At 70.2% G+C, this 20937-nt stretch carries 9 protein-coding genes; all 9 read right to left on the bottom strand.

Annotated elements, in window-relative coordinates:
- Positions 1-79: 79 nt before the first annotated feature.
- A complete protein-coding gene (locus I4U41_RS07370; protein ID WP_206860508.1) occupies positions 80-1417 on the bottom strand; it encodes a PstS family phosphate ABC transporter substrate-binding protein in 1338 nt (445 codons plus the stop codon).
- Between the two features lie 312 nt (positions 1418-1729).
- Positions 1730-2011, bottom strand: coding sequence for a type II toxin-antitoxin system Phd/YefM family antitoxin (locus I4U41_RS07365; RefSeq protein ID WP_206860507.1), 282 nt, complete (start codon positions 2009-2011; stop codon positions 1730-1732).
- Between the two features lie 235 nt (positions 2012-2246).
- A complete protein-coding gene (locus I4U41_RS07360) occupies positions 2247-3992 on the bottom strand; it encodes a putative porin (RefSeq protein ID WP_206860506.1) in 1746 nt (581 codons plus the stop codon).
- Positions 3993-4045: 53 nt separating this feature from the next.
- A complete protein-coding gene (locus I4U41_RS07355; protein WP_206860505.1) occupies positions 4046-4723 on the bottom strand; it encodes a TonB family protein in 678 nt (225 codons plus the stop codon).
- Between the two features lie 3 nt (positions 4724-4726).
- A complete protein-coding gene (locus tag I4U41_RS07350) occupies positions 4727-5140 on the bottom strand; it encodes an ExbD/TolR family protein (protein ID WP_206860504.1) in 414 nt (137 codons plus the stop codon).
- Between the two features lie 12 nt (positions 5141-5152).
- The gene (locus I4U41_RS07345) at positions 5153-6961 is read right to left on the bottom strand and encodes a DUF2341 domain-containing protein (RefSeq protein WP_206860503.1); all 1809 of its coding nucleotides are present in this window, start codon (positions 6959-6961) and stop codon (positions 5153-5155) included.
- A 38-nt stretch (positions 6962-6999) separates the two neighbouring features.
- On the bottom strand, positions 7000-8616 hold the full coding sequence (locus I4U41_RS07340; protein ID WP_206860502.1) for a ShlB/FhaC/HecB family hemolysin secretion/activation protein: 1617 nt from the start codon (positions 8614-8616) through the stop codon (positions 7000-7002).
- 112 nt (positions 8617-8728) lie between these two features.
- Entirely contained in the window at positions 8729-9157 is a 429-nt protein-coding gene (locus I4U41_RS07335; RefSeq protein ID WP_206860501.1) for an energy transducer TonB, read from the bottom strand.
- Positions 9154-20880 carry a filamentous haemagglutinin family protein gene (locus I4U41_RS07330; protein ID WP_206860500.1) on the bottom strand — a complete coding sequence of 3909 codons (11727 nt, stop codon included), beginning with the start codon at positions 20878-20880 and terminating at the stop codon, positions 9154-9156. The genes I4U41_RS07335 and I4U41_RS07330 overlap by 4 nt, the downstream gene beginning before the upstream one ends.
- Positions 20881-20937 lie beyond the last annotated feature (57 nt).

Raw genomic sequence — 20937 nt, 5'->3', positions numbered from 1 at the left:
CCCCAACGAAGAATCCCCCGGCGAGGCCGGGGGATTTTTTTTTCCGCGACGAAACGGGTTCGACCAACCCGGTCCGCGATTACTGCACGCAGTTGTTGGTGGTGCCGTTCACGGCGTTGTTGATCAGCGTGAAGTGCGTGGCGTTGCCGTCCATGTAGGCGAAGCCGACCGGCAGGTTCGGATGCGCCAGGAACGCGTTGAGCAGGCCCTTCACCGCCGCCGACTGCGCATTGCCGCGCGCGTAGGTCGCCACGTAGGTCACCGCGGCGATCGGGTAGCGGTTGGAGATCGTCGCCGTTGGGCGCACCACGAAGGTGCAGTTCGCGATCGCCGTCGGCACCGTCGGCACGGCGGCCAGCGTCGCGCCGTTCAGCACCTGGCCGCGCACCAGGTCCGTACCGGCCAGCGAGATGCGGTCGGTGACGCCGTCGGCGTTGGTGTCGCCGAAGGCGGCCGGGCTGAAGGTGTCGACGCGCGCGAACTTCGAGCCCTGGTTGGCGACTTCGCCGAAGTCGGCGTAGCCCAGGCCCAGGCCACCGGCGGCCTTGGCGGTGTTCACCACGTTGTTGTTGCCGCTGACCGCGGCCGTGGCGGCGTAAGCCGGCAGGCTGCCACCGAAGGCGGCGACGAAGCCCTGGTTCGGCGTCACCGCGACCACGCCACCGCACTTGCTGGCGAGGAAGCTGGTGAAGGCGAACGTCGTGCCGCTGTTGTCGCTGCGGTAGACGATCTTGATCGGGCCGCTCAGGCCGCTGCCCGGGATGTTCGCCCAGTTGGTGATCTGGCCGGCGTAGATCTGGCAGACCTGCGCGGTGGTCAGCGGCAGCAGCGCGGTGCCGTTGCCGTCATAGGTCAGGGCGATGGCGCCGACCATCGTCGGAAGCTGGGTGATGCCCTGCTTCGCCGCGGCGTTCGGGCCGCCGAGGAAGGTGTTGTAGTCGCCGGTGCTGTACGGCGAATCGGTGCCGATGAAGTCCGGCGTGGTCGACGCGCCGCTGAGGCCCGCCGGCGACGCGCTGAAGTCCAGGCAGCTGCCGCCCGCACCGTTGCTGTTGAGCATCTGCTTGCCGAAGCCGCTGCCGGTCTGGCAGTACGACACCTTGTTGCCCGACGCGTTGGAATAGCCCAGGAACACCGAGTTCAGGCCGGGGGAGGATTCGCCCAGGCCGGCCCACGAAGCCGCCGCACCGGCGGACGGATGACCGGCCGGATACACGCCGGCCGGAGCGGCCAGCAGGCTGTTGGCGGCGTTGGTCGACAGACGCGCGTCGGTCGCCGGATCGAGGTAGGAATCGCCGACGTACGGAACGGCGGGGAACGTCGCGCCGCCGCCGTACAGGTCGACGGCCATGGCCGAGCCGGCCGTCATCATGACGGCGGCAGCGGCGAGGGAGCGCACGATGAGCTTGCTATACACGATGTATCTCCTCACGAGGTTGGGATGACATGTGATGCGAACGAAGCGCCGAAACTCCTTTCGACGCCGCTTCACGATGCGCGCGTTGTATGCACTTTCCGGGAAGGTTTCGAGTCGCTTTTCTTATGCGGGTGTCATCAATCCAACACGCGTGCATCCGGATCGATGCGACGCCGCGTTTCGTGCGTGTTGCAACGCGCAGACGCTTGAGAAGTCCGCAACACGACGTGATCGCGCACGCAGTTCGCGGCGTGCGCGTTGCGGGATCGGCATCCGTCGGCCGTCAGCGCAGGCGCACCGCGGCGCGGGCGTTCAGTCGTGTTCGAGCCGCTTGCGGATGTTTTCCGCGCTCACCTGGATGAATTCCTCGATGGACTCATCCACGTCCTGCTCGCTGTAGCCGGCGGCTTCCAGCGTCACCGAGACGAGGCGCCGCAGTTGCTCCGCGTTGCCGCGTCCGTACCAGACCTTGGCGGGAATGAAGTAGCCCACCGGCATCTGGCGCCGCGTGATCACCACGGGCTGTTCCGCGTAGAGCAGGTACTCCTCGAGCTTCTTGCGGAAATCGTGGATGTTGACGAAAGGCTCGCTCACGCATCACCTCGCAGTGTTTCACAAGCCCGCGGGACGTCGTGCGCGACGACGCATCCGGCCTGGGTTCGAACGGCCGACGTGCAGCCGCGAAACGTCCTGCGTCGCCCTCGCCTCCCGGGGCGGTGCAGGCCGCTGCGAGGGTTGGAAACCGGGTGTGTCGTATGCATGCAAGACCTCCTGTCCGGATGCGTACCGGTGTTTCCGCGAAGCGTCGTCGAGCCGCACGCGGTGCGCCTCAGAACCCCGCGTTGACTTCCAGCTGCAGCACGTCGATCGACAGCGGCGGGCCGAACACTTCCTTCGCCGCGAACCAACGGGCGGTCAGGAAGGTGTTTCGCGCGAACGCGTACGAGCCTTCGACGAAGTAGCCCCGCGCATTGGTGCCGCCAAGGTGGAAATCGCTGTCGTTGAAGGCATCGGGCACGGCGTCTGGTTCGACGCGGCGATAGCCCAGCAGCATGTTCCACTGGCCCGGCGCCTTCAGGTCGAAGTTGCCCAGCGTCGCCTGCACCTGGTACGCGGTATCGCCGCTTTCGAAGTTCGCCTGGTCGGTCGTGCCGCCGTCGCCGAAGTTGTTGACGATGCCGCCTTCGGCACGCGTCCACATTTTGTTCTCGTCGTAGGCGAGATTGCGCAGGTAGTCGGCTTCCAGGCGCAGGCCGTAGCGTCCGGCGACCCGCGTGTCCCAGCGCAGGTTCACGTCGAGCACTTCGAATTCGGACGCAAGCCCGACGTACTGCGGCATCGGCGTGTTCGCCGGGTCCAGCGGGTTCAGCGCGATATCGCGCAGCAGCATCAGCGTGTTGCCCTTCTGCATGAACGCGGGGCGCGACCAGTCGGTGCTGCACGCTTCGGCGCCGGCGTAGAGCTCGCACGGTTCCGAGAGCGCGCCGTTGATGTTGCGGAAGTCGTAATACCCCAGCGCGCCGCGCAGTTCGTTGTCGCTGGCGAAGCGCCACGACGAGCCGACCTGCAGGCCGTTGAGCCACTTGTCGTGGCTCTTTTCCTTCTGCTGGCTGTTGCTGGGGAAGCTGTCGGAGGAATATTCGATCGGGCTCAACCCCAGCGTGGCGAACAGCGTCCAGTCGCCTTCGAACGGCTGGCGGTAATCGAACGCGAGGCCGTCGAAGGAAAGATCGTTCGAGAACAGCGTTTCGGTCGACCAGTACGGATTGGCGAAACGGCCGCCGGTGGCCTGGAACCACGTGCCGAACCGGTACGAAAGCCAGGCCTGGTCGAGCCACAGGTCCTTCTTCTCCATGCCGCCGCCGAGCGTGGTCGTCATCGACACCGGATTGTCGTCGTTGCCGGTCGCCAGGCGGATGCCCGCCTGCGCCTGCTCGGAAATCTCGGCGAGCACGCCCAGCCGCGCGCGGATGCGCCAGGAGTTCCTGCGATCCTGGCGCGTGTTGCGCAGCGGCGGCAGGCTGAGGTTCGTGTTCGGATTGACGTCGAAGCCGTCGCCTTCGTTGATCGCGGCCCAGTCGACCTCGATGTCGCTGTTGTCGCCGGCGAACATGCGCGACTCGTTGCGCACGCGCACGTCGCCGTACAGCTTGAGCCGCTGCGTCCATTCCGGCACTTCGTACGGCGTGGCCCAGCGTTCGGCCTGCGCGCGCGCCATCACGTCGTTGCTGACGTCCTCGCGGATCTGGTCGCGCACGGTTTCGGGGATGTACGGCACGCGCACGTCGCCCGGCTGCAGTTGCGGCTGCGCGGCCTGCGCGGTCGCGCGCGGTGCCGTCGATTGCGCGGCATCGGCCGCCATCGCTTCGGCGCGGGCCTGCGCGAGCAGCGCCTCGCCCACGTCCGGCTTCAGCGCGCCGCTGTCCATCAGGCCGCGGATCAGCTTGATCATCGTGGTTTCCTGCGGCTGCTGCGCATTGGCGGCACCGGCGGCGAGCAGCAGCGCGACCGCCGAGGCGAGTGCGAGCCGGCGCGCCTTGCAGGACCGTCGGCGATGAAGGGAAGCGTGGTTCATGGGTCGTTGCTCGCGGGGTTTGAAGAGGGTTTGGGCAATCCCGAAGGCGACGCTCAGCCCGAAGGCCGGCGTCCCTGGATCAGCACGCGCGCCGGGAATTCGAGCGAACCCGGCGGCTTTTCGTCGATGCGGCCGACCGCGCGCAGCGCCGCCAGCACGGCGTCGTCGGCTTCGTCGTTGCCGCTGCCGCGCACCAGTTCGACGCGGTCGATCTCGCCCGCCGGGCTCAGCCAGATGTCGACCTGCATGCGGAATGCGAGGCGTCGCGCCTTCTCGTCGCGCGCGATCGCCTGTTGCAGCACGTAGCCCAGATAGCGCCCGTACGACGCGTTGCCGCCCGCCGCACCGACGCCCGACATGCCGCCGCCCCGCCCCGCCTGGATGCCGAAGCTGTCGTTGCCGGCCTGGCCGTCGGCGTCCATCGTCACCGGGTCGCTGGTGTCCGGCGCCGGCGCCTCGGTGGGTTTGAGCGGCTCGATCGGCTCGGGCTCCTGGACGACTTCCTCCGGCTCCTCGGGCTCCGGCGTTTTTTCCGGTTCCGGCGGCGGAGGCGGCGGCGGCGGCAGCATGATCATCGGCACGTCGGCGACGGGCCGCTTCGTGCTCGCGGTGTCGCTCACCAGGTACCAGAACAGCGCCGCGAGCGCGGCCAGCACCGCGGCGATCGCGACCAGCGTGCCGCCGTGCCTGCGCAGGAATCCCGGGCGATGTCCGGAAGGCGGGCGTGTCATCGGTCAGCCCTGCGCCTTGCCGGTGACCAGGCCGATCTGGTTGAGCTCGATGCGACGCAGCAGGTCGAGCACCTCCACGACCTTCGCGTACTGCACCTGCGCATCGCCGCGCACGATCACCGGAAAGTCCGGGGTCAGCGCCTTCTGCGCGCGCAGCCGTTCCTCCAGCTCGGCCAGGCTCACCGGATACGCGTCGAGGAACACCTGGCCGTTGTTGTCGACGGTGATGGCCTTGGTCTGCGGCTTCTCCAGCGCGACCGTCGAGCTGGCCTTGGGCAGGTTGACCTGGATGCCGGGAATGCTGGCGTTGCTGGTCAGGATGAAGATCACCAGCACCACCAGCAGCACGTCGACGAACGGCGTGATATTGATGCCGCCCACGCGTTTCTTGCTTCCGAAGGATGCGGCCTTGGCCATGGTCGCCGTCCCTTATGCGTGCTGCGCGGAAGCGGCGACGGAAGCCAGGAGCGGCTCGGCCAGGTTGTCGTGCTCTTCGGCCAGGCGCGCGGCGAACTCGTCGACGAACACCGTCATGTCGGCGCTGATCGCTTCCGAACGCGCGGCCAGCCAGTTGTAGCCGAACAGCGCGGGGATCGCGACGCCGAGGCCCGCCGCCGTGCACAGCAGCGCGGCGGCCATGCCCGGCGCGACCGAGTTGATGTCCACCGCGCCGGCCATCGCCGCCACCGCGAACACCAGCATGATGCCGATGACGGTGCCGAACAGGCCCACGTACGGCGCGCCTTCGATCGTGGTCGACAGCCAGTTCATCTGCCTGCCCATGCGCTCGTTCTCGCGCACGGCGGCGCCGTCCATCGACGCGCGGATCGCGCCGATCGTCGCCGCCGACAGGTAGCCGTGGCCGTCGCGCGTGTGGCGCTGGCGCATTTCCTCGATGGCCACCTGGTACAGGCGCCACAAGGTGGAGTTCTCCTTGATGTCGGGCTCGATCAGGCGCTGGCGGTCGAGATCGGCCAGCGTGCCCAGCGGCTTGCCGGCCACCTTGTGGAACTGTTCGGCGAAGGCCGCGTTCGCGCGCGACACGCGGCCGAAGTAGCGGCCCTTGCCGATCATGATCAGCCACGAGCCGATGAACATCAGGCCCAGCAGCGACACCACGACCCACGCATCCACCGGCATCGAATCGAGGATGAAGCCGAAATGGCTCTTGCCGGCCTGTTGTTCGTCGGGGCCGAACGCGGTGAGGCGCGAATCGGCGCCCTGCGCGACGGTGTCGGCGAGCAGCGCCGGCGCCGGTCGCGCCAGGCGCGAGATGCGCAGTTCGTCGATGGCGCCGATGAAGGCCGTGTTCGCGTTCGCACTCGCGTCGGTGGCGACATCCGCGCCGACGTTCGCCGGCGTGTCGAGCGCGGGCAGCGTCACAGCGAGGGTGCCGGCGGCGCGGCCGTTCACGTACAGCGTGACGTTGCCGGCGTCGGCGGCGAAGGCGAGATGCGACCACTGCCCCGCCTGCACCGGCTGCGCGGGCGGGGTGCGCTGGCCGTCGATCTCGACGAACGGAACGCCTTCGTCCAGCCCGAGCAGCACGCTGCCCGCGCCATCGCGACGCGCATACACGATCTGCCGCGGCGCGAAGCGGTCCGGACGCACCCACATCGACACCGTCTGCGCGCCGCCGGCCTGCACCGCCAGCGACGGCGTCGCCGGCAGCGTCAGCGCGGTGCCGTTGAACTGCGCGCCCTTGCCGATGACCGTGCCGTCCAGCGACGTGACCGTGGCCTGCGCGTGGTTGCCGTACGCGGTGGTGTCGCGCGGGGGCGTCGCGTTCTCGGCGAAGTGGTAGACCAGCGTGTAATCCGGATCGAAGGTCAGCTGCCCGTTGCCCGATGCCGGCGCCTTCGGATTGCCGTAGTACATCCAGATCGTGGTCGGCGGCGATGTGCCGCTCAGCCCCGGCACGTCGACCCACACCAGCGCGATGCCCGACTGCGGATCGAAGCGTTCGATCTGGTGGTTCAGCACGGTCCTGTCGTCGGCGGCGACGAAGCGCAGGTCCGAGCCGTCCGGCTTGACGCCATCGAAACCGAAGGCGCCCGAATGCAGGCGCACCAGCACCGGCGCGCGGCCGATCTCGCCGCCGACGTTGCCGCCCTGCGGGCTGGCATCGAGCGTGATCGGCTTGCGGTAGGCCCATTCGGGCTGCCACCACGAGGCGGCCTGCGCCGTGCCGGAGAACGCGCTCAGCCACACGAGCGCCAGCAGTAGGAAGCGATGCATGTTTCGGATCTCCGCGAAGGCGTATCGAATGAGGGACATCAGAAGCTCGCGCCAAGGTTGAAGTGCAGGTTCGGCGCGTCGTTGTCGGTGTTGGGGCCTTCCTTCAGCGGCAGCGCGTAGTCCAGGCGCAGGAACACGTGCTCGCCGAACTTCACGTTGCTGCCGATGCCGACCGAGGCCAGCGAGAAGCGGTCGTCCTGTTCGGGCAGCGGTTCGCGCAGGCCAAGGCGCGCGGCGTCGACGAACGCGTACCAGCGCCAGTCGCGCAGCACGCCCGACCACCACGGCAGCGGCGCGGTGCGCCATTCCAGCGTGCCGAGCACGCCCGCATCGCCGATGGCCTCCGCCGACAGGTAACCGCGCACGCTGTACATGCCGCCGGCGGCGAACTGCTCGCCCGACACCAGCGGCGAATCGGAGGTCTGCCCGGCCAGGCGCGCGTACCACTGCCAGCCGTTGTCGAAGGTGTGGGTGTGGTTGGCGTCGGCCTTCAGCACGAGGAAGCCCGGGCTGGCCTGGTAGCGCTTGCGGTCGAAGTCGCTCCAGTCGCTGCCGTAGCCGAGGAAGCTGCTCACGCCGACCACCGCGCTGGCGTTGACGGCGAACTGGTCGCGCTCGCCCTGGCGGAAGCCGGTGTAGGACAGCGTCAGCGGCGCGTATTCCAGCGGCACCGAATCGCCCTGCCCGTTCAACGTCAGCGCTTCGTCGGAATCCTTGAAGTCCACGCCGAACGAGAACACGTGGAACCACGCGCCGCTGTCCGGCACGGTGTAGTTGAGCTTGAGCCCGACGGCGTGGCCCTTGCCGAGCACGTTGGTGTCGCCGGTGGTGACGACGTTGCTGTCGGAGGTGTACGCGTTGCCTTCCAGGCTCCACGGCGTGCCGCGGAACGGCGCGACGTAGGACGCCGACCACACGCTCGCCTGGTCCAGGTCCTGCGGCGCGCCGAAGAAGGTCAGCGTCGCGCTGTGGCCCTTCTGCCACAGGTTGTCGTGACCGACGCTCAGCGTCGCGCGCAGGTCCTCGGTGTCGGCGCTGTGGTCGTTGTTGAGCGCGGCGCTGAAGCGCCACGGCGACTGGTCGTCGACCTTCAGGTCCACGTCCATCGTGCCGGGCTGTTCGCCTTCACGCACCAGCGGCACGACCTGCCGTTTGCCGGTGCGATTGAGCTCGGTCAGCTGTGCCTGCGCGCGGTTGAAATCGGGTACGGCGCCCTCGCGCAACGCGGGCACCTGCTCGCGCAGGACCTCGGGCGAGTTGTGCTGCGCGCCGACCACGCGAAGCGTGCCGACTTTCGTCTCGTTCACCTGCAGGAACACGATGCCGCCGGTTACCTGCTGCGCCGGCAGGTCGACGTAGACCGACTGGAAACCCTGCTTCTGGTATGCGGCCTGCAGCGCGTCGCGCGCGGCCTCGATGTCCTTCATCGTGCGGTCCGGGCCAAGGAACGGCGTCACCGCGCGTTCGATCGCCCGCGTGTCCAGCACGGTGTTGCCGCGCACGATGTATTCGTTGACGTCGACGCGTCGCCCGTCCGTGGCGTCGTCGTCGCCCGGCGCCTGCGCCAGCGCGGCCGGCGGTGCGACGGCGGCGAGGATGGCCAGCAGCAACGCACATCGTCGTCGCGGCGAGCGCATCGTGTCGAAATCGAGCATGGTCGAACCCGTTCCCTGAAGTCGTTGGCGGCCCGCGCGTGCGTCTTGCCGTCCCTTTCCTTGTGACGCTTGCCGGTGTTCGATCCCGCAAGAAGAATTCGTTACCGCGCGGTCACAAGGTGTCGCCGGTCGCATCCGGGCGCACCGGATCCAGCGACACGCCCAGCACCAGAGGCTGGCGCATGTCCGTCGGCGGCGCGGGCAGGCGCGCGGACAGCACCGCGCGCAGGTCCTCGTCGGCCTGGGGTTGCCCGAGCGAGGCGAATTCAAGCCGCCGCACGGCGCCATCGGGTGCGATCCACACCTGCACGACCACCAGCGCCGACACGCCCATCAGCCGGTCGTTCGTTTCGCGTTGCTCCAGCCATGCGTGCAGGCGTTGTGCGCGTTCGTTCGCGCCGTCGCGCAAACGCGCCTGGAACTGCGCACCGGCGGCACCGGCGTAATCGAGCCAGTGCTGCGGCACGGGCGGCGCGGCCATCGCCTGGCCCGCGCCCAGCAATGCGAGGGCGGCGCCGAACCATCGCGAACGCGGGCTCATTCCGGCTCCTGCAGGCGGCGGCGTTCGGCGGTGGTCAGGCGCGACTGCTGCTCGGCGGTGAGCTCGCCGTTGCCGAGCACCTGGAACGCGCTGGACGCGTCGTAGCCGGCCGGTCGCGCGGCCCGGAGGGTGCCCGATTGCGGCGCATCGACGCGGCTGCTTTCCGGACCGAAGCCCAGCACCTGCACGCTGATGATCGACGGCTGCGCGCGGCGCGCGGCGTCCTGCTGCTGGCGCGTCATGTCCTGCACGGCCTGCGTGGCGCTGTTGGCGGCGGCGCTGGCCGAGGTGAGCGCGGCGGTGTTCACCACGGTCGTCGGCGGCAGGCCGGTCGCCTCGCCCTTCACCTGCACGTTGGCGGCGTTGACCACCTGCAGCGCGGCGAAGTTGACGTTGCCCGACACGCGGATGCCCGCCTCGCCCACGTCGATCGTGCCCAGCGGCGCGATCAGATCGACGTCGCCCGGCTCCGTGCCTGGAATCGGATCGAGCGTCGCGATGCCCGCGCCGGTGGACGGCACGTTCGGCGACAGCGACAGGTTGCCGACATCGTCGTACACCATGCGCGGCGGGGTGTAGACCAGCGCGGTCTTGGAACCGCGACCGGCGTTGATGTCGCCTTCCACCGACCACGCGGTGATGCCGCCGCCCAGCGTGGTCATGATGCGCGACAGGCCGAGCAGCACGTCGTCCCCGGTGAAGATGTCGATGTCGCCTTCGCCCAGCGTGACCAGGCCGGTGCCCGGCGGCGGCGCGACGCCGTCCACGCCCAGCGTGAGCGCGCCGCCCGGCGCCAGCACCTGCAGGTCGCCGCCGAAGCGCGTGTGCACCCCGGCCGCGCCCTGGAACGAGATCGACCCTTCGCGCGCGATGACGTTGCCGTTCGCGTCCTTCTCCGGGAACAGCGCGGCGATCGCGTTGCGCCCGCGCAGGTAGCTTTCGAAGCGGCGGCTGTCGGGATCGTTGAACTCGCGTCCGCTCAGGCGCAGTTCGGCGAAGTAGACCTCGCGCAGGAACACGCCCTGCTGCGTCGTCGGCAGCGTGTCGAAGTACGCGAGCGCGTGGTCGCCGGCGTAAGCGAAACGTTCGGCGAGCCAGTCGGCCAGTTCCTTCTCGTAGGTCTTCGCGACCTTGCCCGGCTGGTCGGCGAGGCGCTGTTCCGGATCGGCTAGGTTGGCCGGATCCAGGTACAGCGCCGCGAACGCCGCGTAGTCCGGACCGCCCTGCCCCATGCCCGCGCTGAGCACGATGCCCGCGCCGGGGCGCGTGTCGCCGGCCACGATCGCGCCGAGGCTGTTGATCGCGCTGTCGGTGCCGTCGGTGGTGCCGTCGAGCGCCTGGTAGACGTTGCGGCCGGCGGTGACTTCCAGCAGGCCCGGGCCGGCGACGTCGATCGAGGTGTTGAGGATGTCGCGGCCGGCCTGCACGACGGAGACGTCGTCGGCATCGTTGTTGACGATCAGGCCGCTGGCGAGGACGTCGCGTCCGGCGCGGATCGCCATCGAGGTCGCGCCCAGGTACACCGGGCGCGTTTCGTCGCCATTGACCGTGGCGGTGCCCACGCCGCCGGTGCGGGCGCGCACGTCGCCTTCCAGCGCGTAGATGCGCGCCGGCTGACCCGCGCCGGCGTGCAGGTTCGACGCGGTGTCGAGCCCGAACGTGAACAGTCCCGCGCCTTCGCTGCGGAAGTACGTGTCGCCCACCAGGATCGCGTTGCTGGCGAGGAACGTCTCGCTTTCCGGCGTTTCGGCCAGGCCCCAGAACACGCGCAGCGGCGCGTTGGTGGACGTCGGCGTGGCGCCCGACATCGACGCGCTGCCGAGCACGTGGTCGCGCGCGAACAGCTGCAGGTCGCCGCTCGCCGACGGCGCCAGCGTGAGGCCGTCGAGCACGATCGAACCGTTGGCCGCCACGGCGGTGAAGCGCGCCGGGTCGTACACCGCGAACAGGCCGCTGCCGGGCTTCGGCGTCTGGTGGACGTCGCCACCGGTGGCGAACAGGTCGATCGCGCTGCGGTCGGTCCACAGCGAGAACGAGGCGATCGCGCTGCCCGAAAGACCGCCGGCCTCGGCCTGCGTCGCGCCGCCGTTCACCGTGACACGGCCCGCGTCGGTGCCGCTGCCGATGTTCAGGTCGCCGCGACTGCGCAGCGACGCGACGCCATCGCCGACCACCACGTCCAGCGGCGAGTACGCGATGCGGTTGAGCGGCTCGCGCAGGTCGCTCGCGCGCGGGTCATCCGCCGCGATCAGACCATAGCCGCTCTCCATCGTCCGGCCGATGCTGCCGGCGCGCACGTCGATGTCGCCGCGCAGGTTGAGCACGAGGCCGCCGTTCGGCCGGTCGTTGCCGGTGTCGGTGTCGTTCAGTCGCGTGTTCATGCGACCGCCGACGTCGACGTCGAGCGAGCCGCCGCCGGTCTGCACGAGGCGTCCGTCGGCATCGACCCGGCCGCTGCCGGCGACCACGAGATTGAGCGTGTCGACGGTGTACTGGTTGGTGAGCGTGGAGATGTCGGTCCGCACCGACGCACCGGCATCGCCGCCCGCGCGCACCGTCACGTTGCCGCCGCCGAGCGTGCCGATGCCGCTGAAGCCGACGAGTTCGACGGTGCCGCGTTCCTCCCACCAGCGGTACTGGCCGAAATTGATGCCCCACGCGGTGCGCTGGTCGAGTTCGTCGCCGCCCTGGCGCCACAGCCAGCGGCCGATGTCGTCGGTCGCGGCGTTGCCGCCGAACGACTCGTTGAGGCCGCGCACGTCGCCCTGCGCGGCCAGCAGGAGATCGCCGCCGCCGTCGGCGAAGAACATGCGCTGCGCGCCGAGCGAGGCTTCGTACCCGGCGTTCTCCGCGCCGAGCACCGTGCCGTCGGCGCGCGTGGCGCGCGGCGCGTTCCACTTGGCGCCGTCGGCCACCTGCGTGCCGGCGGTGTAGACGCCGTAAAGCGTTTCCTGGCGATAGTCGCCGCCGGCCAGCACCTCGAGGCTGCCGGTGCCGGTGCGCACCACCGACAGGCCGACGCGATCCGCGTCCGGTCCCATCTTGTGTTCGTCCTTCAGCACGACGTTGCCGGAACCGTTCAATCGCGACGCCGCCGCGAGCGAGCGACTGTCGGCGGACTGCGTGTCGGCACCGCCGACCAGTCGCATCGACCACGACTGCATGCCCGGATCGAGCATCGGCGCCGCCGCCCACAAGCGTCCCGGTTCCGGACGCGGCGTGGAGATCACGATGTCCGCGTCGGACGGATTGGCCGAGGTCAGCACCGTGCCGGCCTCGATGATCACCTGCCCGTACAGCAGGCCCGGGATGATGTCGCCGGGGAAATAGCTGCCGAACCAGTCGGTGACCGAACCCGACACCACCTGCACTTCGGCGAGGTTCGGGAACGCGTAGAACTGGTCGCCCCACTCCGGATTGAACGGAATGTCGAAGACCATCCCGGCGGGCGCGGCCTGGCCGTTGAGCAGCTCGGTACGGACCTGCCAGGCGTTGTCGTCGGGCGTCGCCGGCGGCGGCGCGAAGCCGTCGCTGATGCTGCCGTTGATGTCGAGATCGCCACCGGCGCGGATCGTCAGCACACCCGGTTCGCCGGAACCGGGCACGGCACCGTCGGCGTCCGGTCCGTAGCGGTAGCCGGACAGATCGAGGTCGGCGCGCACGGTGAGGTCCCCATCGCTGACGATCTCCACGCCCGGCCGCAGGTGGAACGCGGCGCCGTAGCTCTTGAGCCCGGACAGGCGCGCATCGACCGCCGCGTTCGCACCGGCGGCGTCGATGAACGCGACGCTGTCGAGGTGGATCGCGTCGAGCCAGGTCTGGCTCACGATGCCGTCGGCCGGCGTGTAGCGCGCGAACGCGTTCACCGCGATGCTCGCCGCGCCGTCGATCGCGATGCCGTTCGCGGCGTCCACCGCGACGTCGTTGCCGCCGATGCGCGGCGCGTTGATGTCCACGTGCCCGCGCGCCACGCCGTCGGCCGAACGCAGGTCCAGCCGCGCGCTTGATGCGAGCGAGACGTTGCCGTCGCGCGAGGTCAGTTCGATCGCGCCGCGGTTCGACGCATCGATCGCCTGGCCGTACGCGTCGGTGACAAGCTGCGTGCCGTGCACGTCGAGCACCGCGTTGCCGGTGAGCGCGAGCGTGTCGCGCGCGGCCAGCCGGATGCGACCAACCTCCGCGCCGCTCGCGTCGATGGTGCCGTCGACCGTGAGCGAGCCGCCGTCGATCGAGATGCTCACCTCGTTCGCGCGGACGTCGTCGCGTACGACCAGGTCGCCGGTCTTGATGACGAAGCCGCGCGCGTGGAAGAAACCGCCGGCATCGAGCTTCGCGTTGAGGCCGGCGAAGTCGTCCAGTCGCGTCGCGCGGACGTCGAACGCGCCGCTGTCGAAGCCCGCGTCCGCGCGGCCCAGCAGTGTGCCGCCGAACGCGACGTCGCCGCCGGCGCCGGTCGCGGTGGCCTGGATCGAACCGGCGTCGTTGCCGGTCGCCGACACGTCGATGCGCGAGCCGGCGTCCTGCACGATCGCGCCGTTCGCCGTTTCCATCACCACGTCGCCGCCCCAGCTGGTGCGCGTGACGTCGAAGAAGCGCAGCGTGCGGCCGGACAGGTCGAGGTTCGCGCGGTCGCCGAGCACGATGCCGTCGTCGGCGTCGACGACGAGGCGACCGCTGGGCAATACGACGGCCGTGTCCACCGAGACGGTCGCGCCGTCGAGGCGGACTTCCGCGCCGAGCGCGTCGGTGGCGCGCGTGTCGATGGCGGCGCTGGTCGGCGACGATACCGTGAGTGCGCCGCCGGTCGCGTAGCGCATGGACGAGCCCGCGTCGCCGGTGAGCAACGGCGTGGACAGGTTCAGCGCGCCGCCCGTGTACGAGGCTTCGTCGGTGCCGCTGCGATAGACCGACAGGCTGCCGCGCTGGTTGGCGGCGATGCGCTCGCTGGCGTTGAGATCGACGCTGGCGAAGCCGAGCGCGAGGCGGTCGAGTTCGACCTGGTCCTGCGGGCGCGCGAGTTCGTCGTAGCCGAACACGATCTCGCGCGCGTCCACTTCCAGCCTGCCCGCACCGGTGCCGGCGCCACCGGGCATCACCGCGCCGGGCGGCGTGTTCTCGTACGGCGATCCGGCGGTACCGCGCCCGCGCCCCAGGCCGCTCCACACCAGCGTGTCGGCGGTGATGCGCGCGACGTCGTCGGCGCCGCCCCAGCCGTAGATCGCCGGGCTGTTGAGCACCAGCTGCGCGCCGGCATCGCCGCCGGCCTCGCGCAGGTTGAAATCGACGTTGCCGAAGAAGTTCAGCGATTCGCCGACCGTCAGGCGCAGGCGTTCGATCGCGATCGAGCCCGGTTCGCTGGCGCCGAGCAGGCGCTCCAGCGTCGACTGGCTCAGGCGCACGCCCGCGCCTATCGCGCTCGCCGCATCGGCCGCCGCGAAGGATTCCGTGGTGCCGATGTTCACCCGCGGCGCGGCCAGCTGCAGGTCGCGCGCGACCAGGTCCGCTTCGCCGACCGTCACCTCGCCGCCGGACGCGAAGGCGATCGTGCCGTCGGTGCGCAGCGTGGCGCCGTCCTCGACGGTGATCGAGTTCGGACGCGCGGCATCGCGCAGCGGCGCGGCGAAATCGAGGAAGCCGTCGGACACGGCGAGGATCGCGCCGGTCCTCGACGTCCGATCGTCGCGGGTGGCATGGAACAGCAGGCCGAGCGAGGAATCGATGACGCTGTCGGCAGCGTGCGCGGTCGTGTCGAGCACGGCGCCGGACTGCACGACGACGTCCTTGCCGGTCAGGAACAGCTGGCCCGCCTTCAGCGTGGCGCCGTCGCGCACCACGATGTCGTTGGGATCGGCGCGGAACAGGATGCGCGGTCCGTTCGGCGCGTTGCCGTCGTCCGGGTCCTGGCCCTGCACGAGGCCGAAGAGGCCGCCGACCACCATCGCGCCGGCGCCGAACGCGGACAGATCCTCCGCATCGAACGAGGCCATGCCGTCGGTGGCCTGCGCGCCGCGCGCCTTGATCTCGATGTCCTGCCCGCCCGTCACGAACAGGTTGCCCGACAACCCGCCTTCGGCGCCCTGCAGGTTCGCGAGGCCCTCGAAGTCGAGCACGTCGCCGGTCGCCTTGCCGAAGTCGATCTGCACCGACTGCGCGTCGCGTTCCAGGCGCGGGCGCAGCGCGCCGAAGCGCTTGGCGTCGTCGATGGCGAACTTCGCGTAGCGGGTTTCGTTGTACTGCGAATGGCTGCGGACGGCCTCGCCGCTGGTCAGCGTGATCGACGTCGGCAGCGCGTCGCGGATATCGGTGTTCGCGACGCCCAGATAACCGCTGGCGCTGATCGAACCCGCCGGCAGGCCGACGGCCGGCGGCACGAGGCCGGACATCGTCGAACCCAGTTCGACCCGGTACGCGCCGGGCAACAGCGCGTAGTTCGATGGCATCAGCGTGTAGGTGCCGGGCGCGAGATCGCCCACCGCTTCGGTCAGCGTGATCTGCCGGCCGATGCCCGGCTGGCCCGCGCCCGCGTCGGGCGACACCGGCGCCGGTGCGTTGTGCATGCCGGGCACGATCGCGTACACCTGCGCGTCGGCGGAACTGAACGCGTTCGCCGGATTGGCGTTGGCGAGCGGCGTGCGCAACACGTCGACCGAACCGCCGCGACCGCTGACGAACCCCGCGCCGAGCAGTTCGCCGCCGCCGGAAACGTCGATCAGCGCACCCGATTCGGCCGTCAGCCGCGCATGGCCGAAGACGATGCCGTCCTGCAGGTCGCCGCCGGCGATGTCGGCCTGTTCGCGGAACGTCACTTCCTGGCCGTCGTACAGGTAACGCAAGCCATCGACGGTGCCGCCGTAGGGCATGGTCAGGCCGGCGGCGCTGGTCGAGGTGATGCTGCCCGCGCGCAGCGTGACGTCGTACACCTCTTCCTGGCGGAAGCCGTCGATGAAGGGCTGCTGGTTGAAGGTGATGCGGCCCAGCGGCGCGCGCACGACGCCGCCCTGGTCGATGTTCGGCGCCGCCAGCGTGAGCGCGCCGAACACCGACTGCGGCATCGCGGGCGTGCTTCCGTAGCCGCGGATGGTGAGCGTGCGCTCCATGTCGTAGGTGCCGTCGGGCTTGCGTCCGACCTGGACCGTGCCGGACGCATGCGTGCCCGGATACAGCTGCGCGGCGGTGATCGTCATGTCGCCGCCGGTGTTGAGGCGGCTGCCGAGGTCGCGGTTGCTGCCGGCGACGCGGGCGCCGAGGAAGCGCATGTCGCCACGGCTGGTGAGGTCGATGCTGTCGAAGCCGATCAGTTCGACCGGCCGCGCGGACGAGGTGGCCTGCGTTTCGTAGACCGTGCCGCTGGCGCCGAAGCTGACGAAGTCGCGCACGTCGATCAGGTCGGCGTCGATGTCCAGCGAACCGGTGTTGCGGCTGGCCGTGGCGAGCATCTCGAACGCATTGCCGTTGCTCGGCACCAGCATGCCGGACGGCGTGAAGAGGCCGGAGGACGTGAGCGGCACGTTGCTCTTGCCTTCGAGCAGCACGTACGGCGCGGACAGGCGGACCCGCGCGTCCGGATCGCCGTCGGCCACGCCGATCGCGGCGCGCCGCAGGTGCAGCGCCCGGCCGAGTTGCAGGTTCACGTCGCCGTCGAACGCGATGACGTCGCGGCTCCACAGGTCGAGCGTGTCGAAGCCGCCGGCGGCGATTTCACCGGCGCTGATGCGCGCCTGGCTGTCCGCCAGCGTCGGATCGCTTACGCCCGCTTCGAGCCCGGCCGCCAGGCCGCTGGCCACGCGCTGCTGGGTGACGGTCAACGTGTTCATGGGCCCGTCCAGGCCCGGCGCGTTCTCCAGCACGACGCCGAGCTCGCCGCCCGATGCACCGGCGCCACCGGCGGCGGCGCGCAGGTCGCCGTCGTTGAGGATGCCGCGCGTGGAGCCCAGCCGGATCAGGCCGCCGTCTCCCGCAACGTTCACCACGCGCGACGCATGGAACGGTCCCTGCCCCGCGTACACGTCGAGATCCGCCGCCGCACCCGACGCATCGAGCTTCGCGCCTTCGCGGATCACCACGAACGCGTTGGTCGCGTCGAGCCTGTCGTTGGTGCGACGGTCGTAGCCTTCCAGGCCGATGCGGATCGAGCCGCCGTCCTGCACGACGCCGTAGCGGCGGCCGTTCTGGTCGAGCGCGACCTGCGCGCGGCCCGCCGCATCGAGCACGGCGTCGGCGCCGATCCACAACGACGTGCCGGTCATCTCGGGCACGTCGAAACCCACCGGCTCGCTGAGGATGGCGATGTCGCCGCCGGGCGCGGCGATGTCGCCATCGACCGTGATCTGGCCCGACGCGGCCAGGCGTACGCGCTGGCCGGGATCGACTTCGATGCGGCTGTCGGCATCCACCTCGATCGCCGCACCGCGCAGCGTCACGCTCGCGCCTTCGCGCTGCGACATGCGGGCGTTTACCGGATCCTCCTGGTACAGCGGCGGCGTCCAGCTTTCCAGCGCGACGCGCGGATCGGCGCCGGTCTCCGGCGGCGTCGCGTTGGCGGGCAGGTGCAGCACCGGCATGTCCGCGCGCAGCTCCGTGCCGGCGACGCTCACCTTGCCGAGGCTGGTGATCGAATACGCCGAGAAGCCGCTGCGCAGCAGTGCCGCGTCGAGTTGCATCGCCGTGCTGTCGTCGTCCGGCGTCGCGTGGCCGAACGCGATGTCCTGCGGCGACTGCAGTTCCAGCGTTCCGCCGCCGAGCACGCCCTGCGCGCGCAGTTCGCCGTCGAGTTGCAGGCGCACGCCGTCGGGATTGCGCAGCAGCGTCGAGCGTTCCATGCCGGCCAGCAGGCGCACGTCGCCGCCGCGTCCGCCGAGGAGATCGCCGCTCGCCGCGAGCGTCGCACCCGACGACACATCGACCACGCTGCCCGATGCGAGCGCGATCGAGCCCTGGAACATCCGCACGGTCAGGTCGCCGCCATCGACGTGCGCCGTGGACGCCCACGGATTGGCGTCGGGCACGTCGTTGGTCCAGATGCCGCGCAGATCGAGCGTCGCGCCTTCGCCCAGCGCGAACGACGCGGTGCCGTCGCCATCCAGCAGGATGTGGTCTTCGAGCGCGCCGCCGGTCACGGTGCGCACCGGCGCGGTGTTTCCGATCCTGATCGCGCCGCCGCGCGCGGTCACGTCGGCGTCGATGCGTGTGTCCGCGGCGTTCAGGCGGAGTTCGCCGCCGTCGGCCAGGCGCAGCGCGCCGTCGATGACGATGTTGGCCGAGGTGGTGATGTCCAGTCCGCCGAGTTCGGCCCCGCCCAGGCGCGCGGCGTCGAGGTGCAGCGTGCCGATGCGTTCTTCGGGAATGAGGTCTTCCGCGCCCGTCCATGCGTCGGCGATGTTGGCGACCTCGCCGATGGACACGTGCGTGTCGAACGCGCCGGTGCCCACCGCGTTCGCGCGCCCGTAGACGAGCGTGCCCGCCTTCGCCACGGCGGTCTGCGCCTGGCGGTAGCCGTCGGCGATGTCGTCGCGCACGCGGCCCTGCTGCTCGCCGTCGAAGACCGTCGCGACGATCCCGCCTTCCAGTACAGCGGTCGGCGCGGAGACCGTCAGCCGGCCCGCGTCGCGCCCCACGGTGTAGCCGTTCTCGAGCCGGCGCTGCGGTGCGATCAGCGGGTTGTAGTAATAGCCGGTGAGGTTTTCGCCCCAGCGCTCGTGCGTGTCCTCGAAGCCGTTGTAGACGCCGGCGAAGCGCATGTTGGCCGAGGCGTCGTCGAGGCTGTACAGGCGGCCGTCCGCGCCGCGCAGCCAGGTCTGGTACGCGTGGCCGGTCTGCACGTCGAGCGCGCCGCCGGACAGGTTGATCGACGAACCACGCTGGGTGACGACTTCGTTGCCGCCCAGCACGATGCTCCCGCCCTGCGCCGCCCATTCGCCGATGCCGTGGCCCTGGTTGCTGAGCCAGCCGCCCACTTCGAGCAGGCCGCCGGCCGCGTACCAGCGGTCGCCGTCGTAACCGCCGGTGCCGGCGGGAACGTGGACCAGGTCGCGCCGGTCGATCCACACGTTCTGGTTGAACAGGTCGCCGCTGTCGCGATTGACCGGCGAATCGCGCAGCTCGTTGCCCTGCACGTTCACCTGCACGTTGTTGGATTCCATCGCGACCTGCACGCCGACCGCTCCGGCGACGTCCAGCGTGGCCTTGTCGGCGGCGAAGACGCGGTCCTTGGCGCTGACGGCGATCTGCCCTCCGGTGGCCACCGTCAGCGAATCCGCCTCGAAACGCACGTCTCCGCCGCTGACGATCTCGACACGCGACTGGTCGCGCCGGTCGGACAGCGAGGACAGGTTGTCGAACCCGCCCATGCCCGCCTGGCCGGCGACGAAGCGCAATGCATCCTGCTTCTGCGACTCGGCGATCAGCGCGTCGCGCTGGCTGTCGAGCGCGGTGGTCCTTCCGTCGTCCTCGATCAGCACGGCGGTCACCGCATCCGCGCCGAGGACGACTTCGCCTTCCGCATCGCTCGCAGGGGTCGATAGGTGGATCGTGCCGCGCTGGTTCACCGTGGTCGTGGACACGGCGACGCCGTCCTGCCGCACGCGATGGCCGGTGAGCGTGATGTCGCCTTCGCGCGCGGTGATCAGGCCGGTGTTGCGCACCTCGCCGGCGGCGCTGTCCTCGTCGCGGCGCGCGAGCACTTCGTTGCCGCGCGTGGTCGAGAACGTGTTCGCCTCGGTGCCCACGCCCTTGCGGATGACGAAGTCGTCGCCGGCGGCGAGCAGCGTCTGCCCGCGCGAGGTCGTGATGTTGCCCGCGTTGTGCACTTCCGACCCAAGCAGCAGCACGTAGCCGCCGCCCTGGCGCACGTCGTTCGATGCGGCGGTTTCGATGCGCGCACCGGCTTCGACGATCACCTTGCCCGCGGCGTCGGTGAAGCTCGCGGCCGGCGCGGTGTTCTGCGGTGCCGAATACAGGCCGCGCTGGAGGAACTGTTCGTCACTGAATTCCGCCGCCGCGGCGACGAGGTTGCGCGTGTTGACCTGGCTGGTGCCGCCGAACATCACGCCGTTGCGGTTGACGATCAGCACCGTGCCTTCAGCGCTGATCCGGCCGTGGATCTGCGACGGCCGGGCGAGCGGATCGTTGACGCGGTTGAGCGCCGCCCAGTCGGCCTGCTGGTTGAAATCGACGAGGGTGTTGCGCCCGACGTTGAAGGTTTCCCAGTTGAGGACGGCCTTCGCGCCGGTCTGCTCGATGGTGACGGTGGTCGTGCCGTTGGCGATGCCCTGCGTCGGCGCGCGCGCATTGAGCCAGCCGCGCGTGAGCGCGTTGTCGTCAACCTCCAGGCCGCCTTCGCCCAGGCCGTCCGGCACGCCGCTTCCGGCCGCCGCCGCGCGCGCATTGCGTTGCAGCGCCTGCTGCGCGGCGATGGCCTGCGCGGACGTGGCGAGGTTGTCGATCGACTGCTTCAGCCGTTCGCGCGCCGCCTGCGATTGCTGCCTCGGCCCTGTCAGCGATGCCGCCGGCACGCCGTTCGGCAGCTGGCCGGTCGCCGCCGCCGCGTTCTGCACCGCGCCCTTGTTGGCGAACCACGCCGGACTGAAGGCCTGCTGCGCCTGCGCGTTGGTCGCCAGCAGCAGCATCGCCACCGCATGCGCCAGCGGATGGCGCGCGATGCCGGTTCTCGCGCGCAGGTCGCGTGTGTCGGGCGTGGGGACGTGCGCGGTCGTGCGGCTCGGCATGACGGTTCTCTTGGACGCGGCAAAGGGTTGCGATGGCGCCGTTCGGCGCCCGTTACC

This window comes from Lysobacter changpingensis, assembly GCF_017308985.1.
GTDB classification, from domain to species: Bacteria; Pseudomonadota; Gammaproteobacteria; order Xanthomonadales; family Xanthomonadaceae; genus Lysobacter_J; species Lysobacter_J changpingensis.
Note: the sequence above shows the minus strand (reverse complement) of the source record. Positions and strands in the feature narration are given on the sequence as shown.

Coding starts and splice junctions, on each gene's coding strand:
- I4U41_RS07340 (WP_206860502.1), bottom strand. CDS start 8,616: ATGCTCGATTTCGACACGATGCGCTCGCCGCGACGACGATGTGCGTTG.
- I4U41_RS07335 (WP_206860501.1), bottom strand. CDS start 9,157: ATGAGCCCGCGTTCGCGATGGTTCGGCGCCGCCCTCGCATTGCTGGGC.
- I4U41_RS07355 (WP_206860505.1), bottom strand. CDS start 4,723: ATGACACGCCCGCCTTCCGGACATCGCCCGGGATTCCTGCGCAGGCAC.
- I4U41_RS07330 (WP_206860500.1), bottom strand. CDS start 20,880: ATGCCGAGCCGCACGACCGCGCACGTCCCCACGCCCGACACACGCGAC.
- I4U41_RS07360 (WP_206860506.1), bottom strand. CDS start 3,992: ATGAACCACGCTTCCCTTCATCGCCGACGGTCCTGCAAGGCGCGCCGG.
- I4U41_RS07345 (WP_206860503.1), bottom strand. CDS start 6,961: ATGCATCGCTTCCTACTGCTGGCGCTCGTGTGGCTGAGCGCGTTCTCC.
- I4U41_RS07350 (WP_206860504.1), bottom strand. CDS start 5,140: ATGGCCAAGGCCGCATCCTTCGGAAGCAAGAAACGCGTGGGCGGCATC.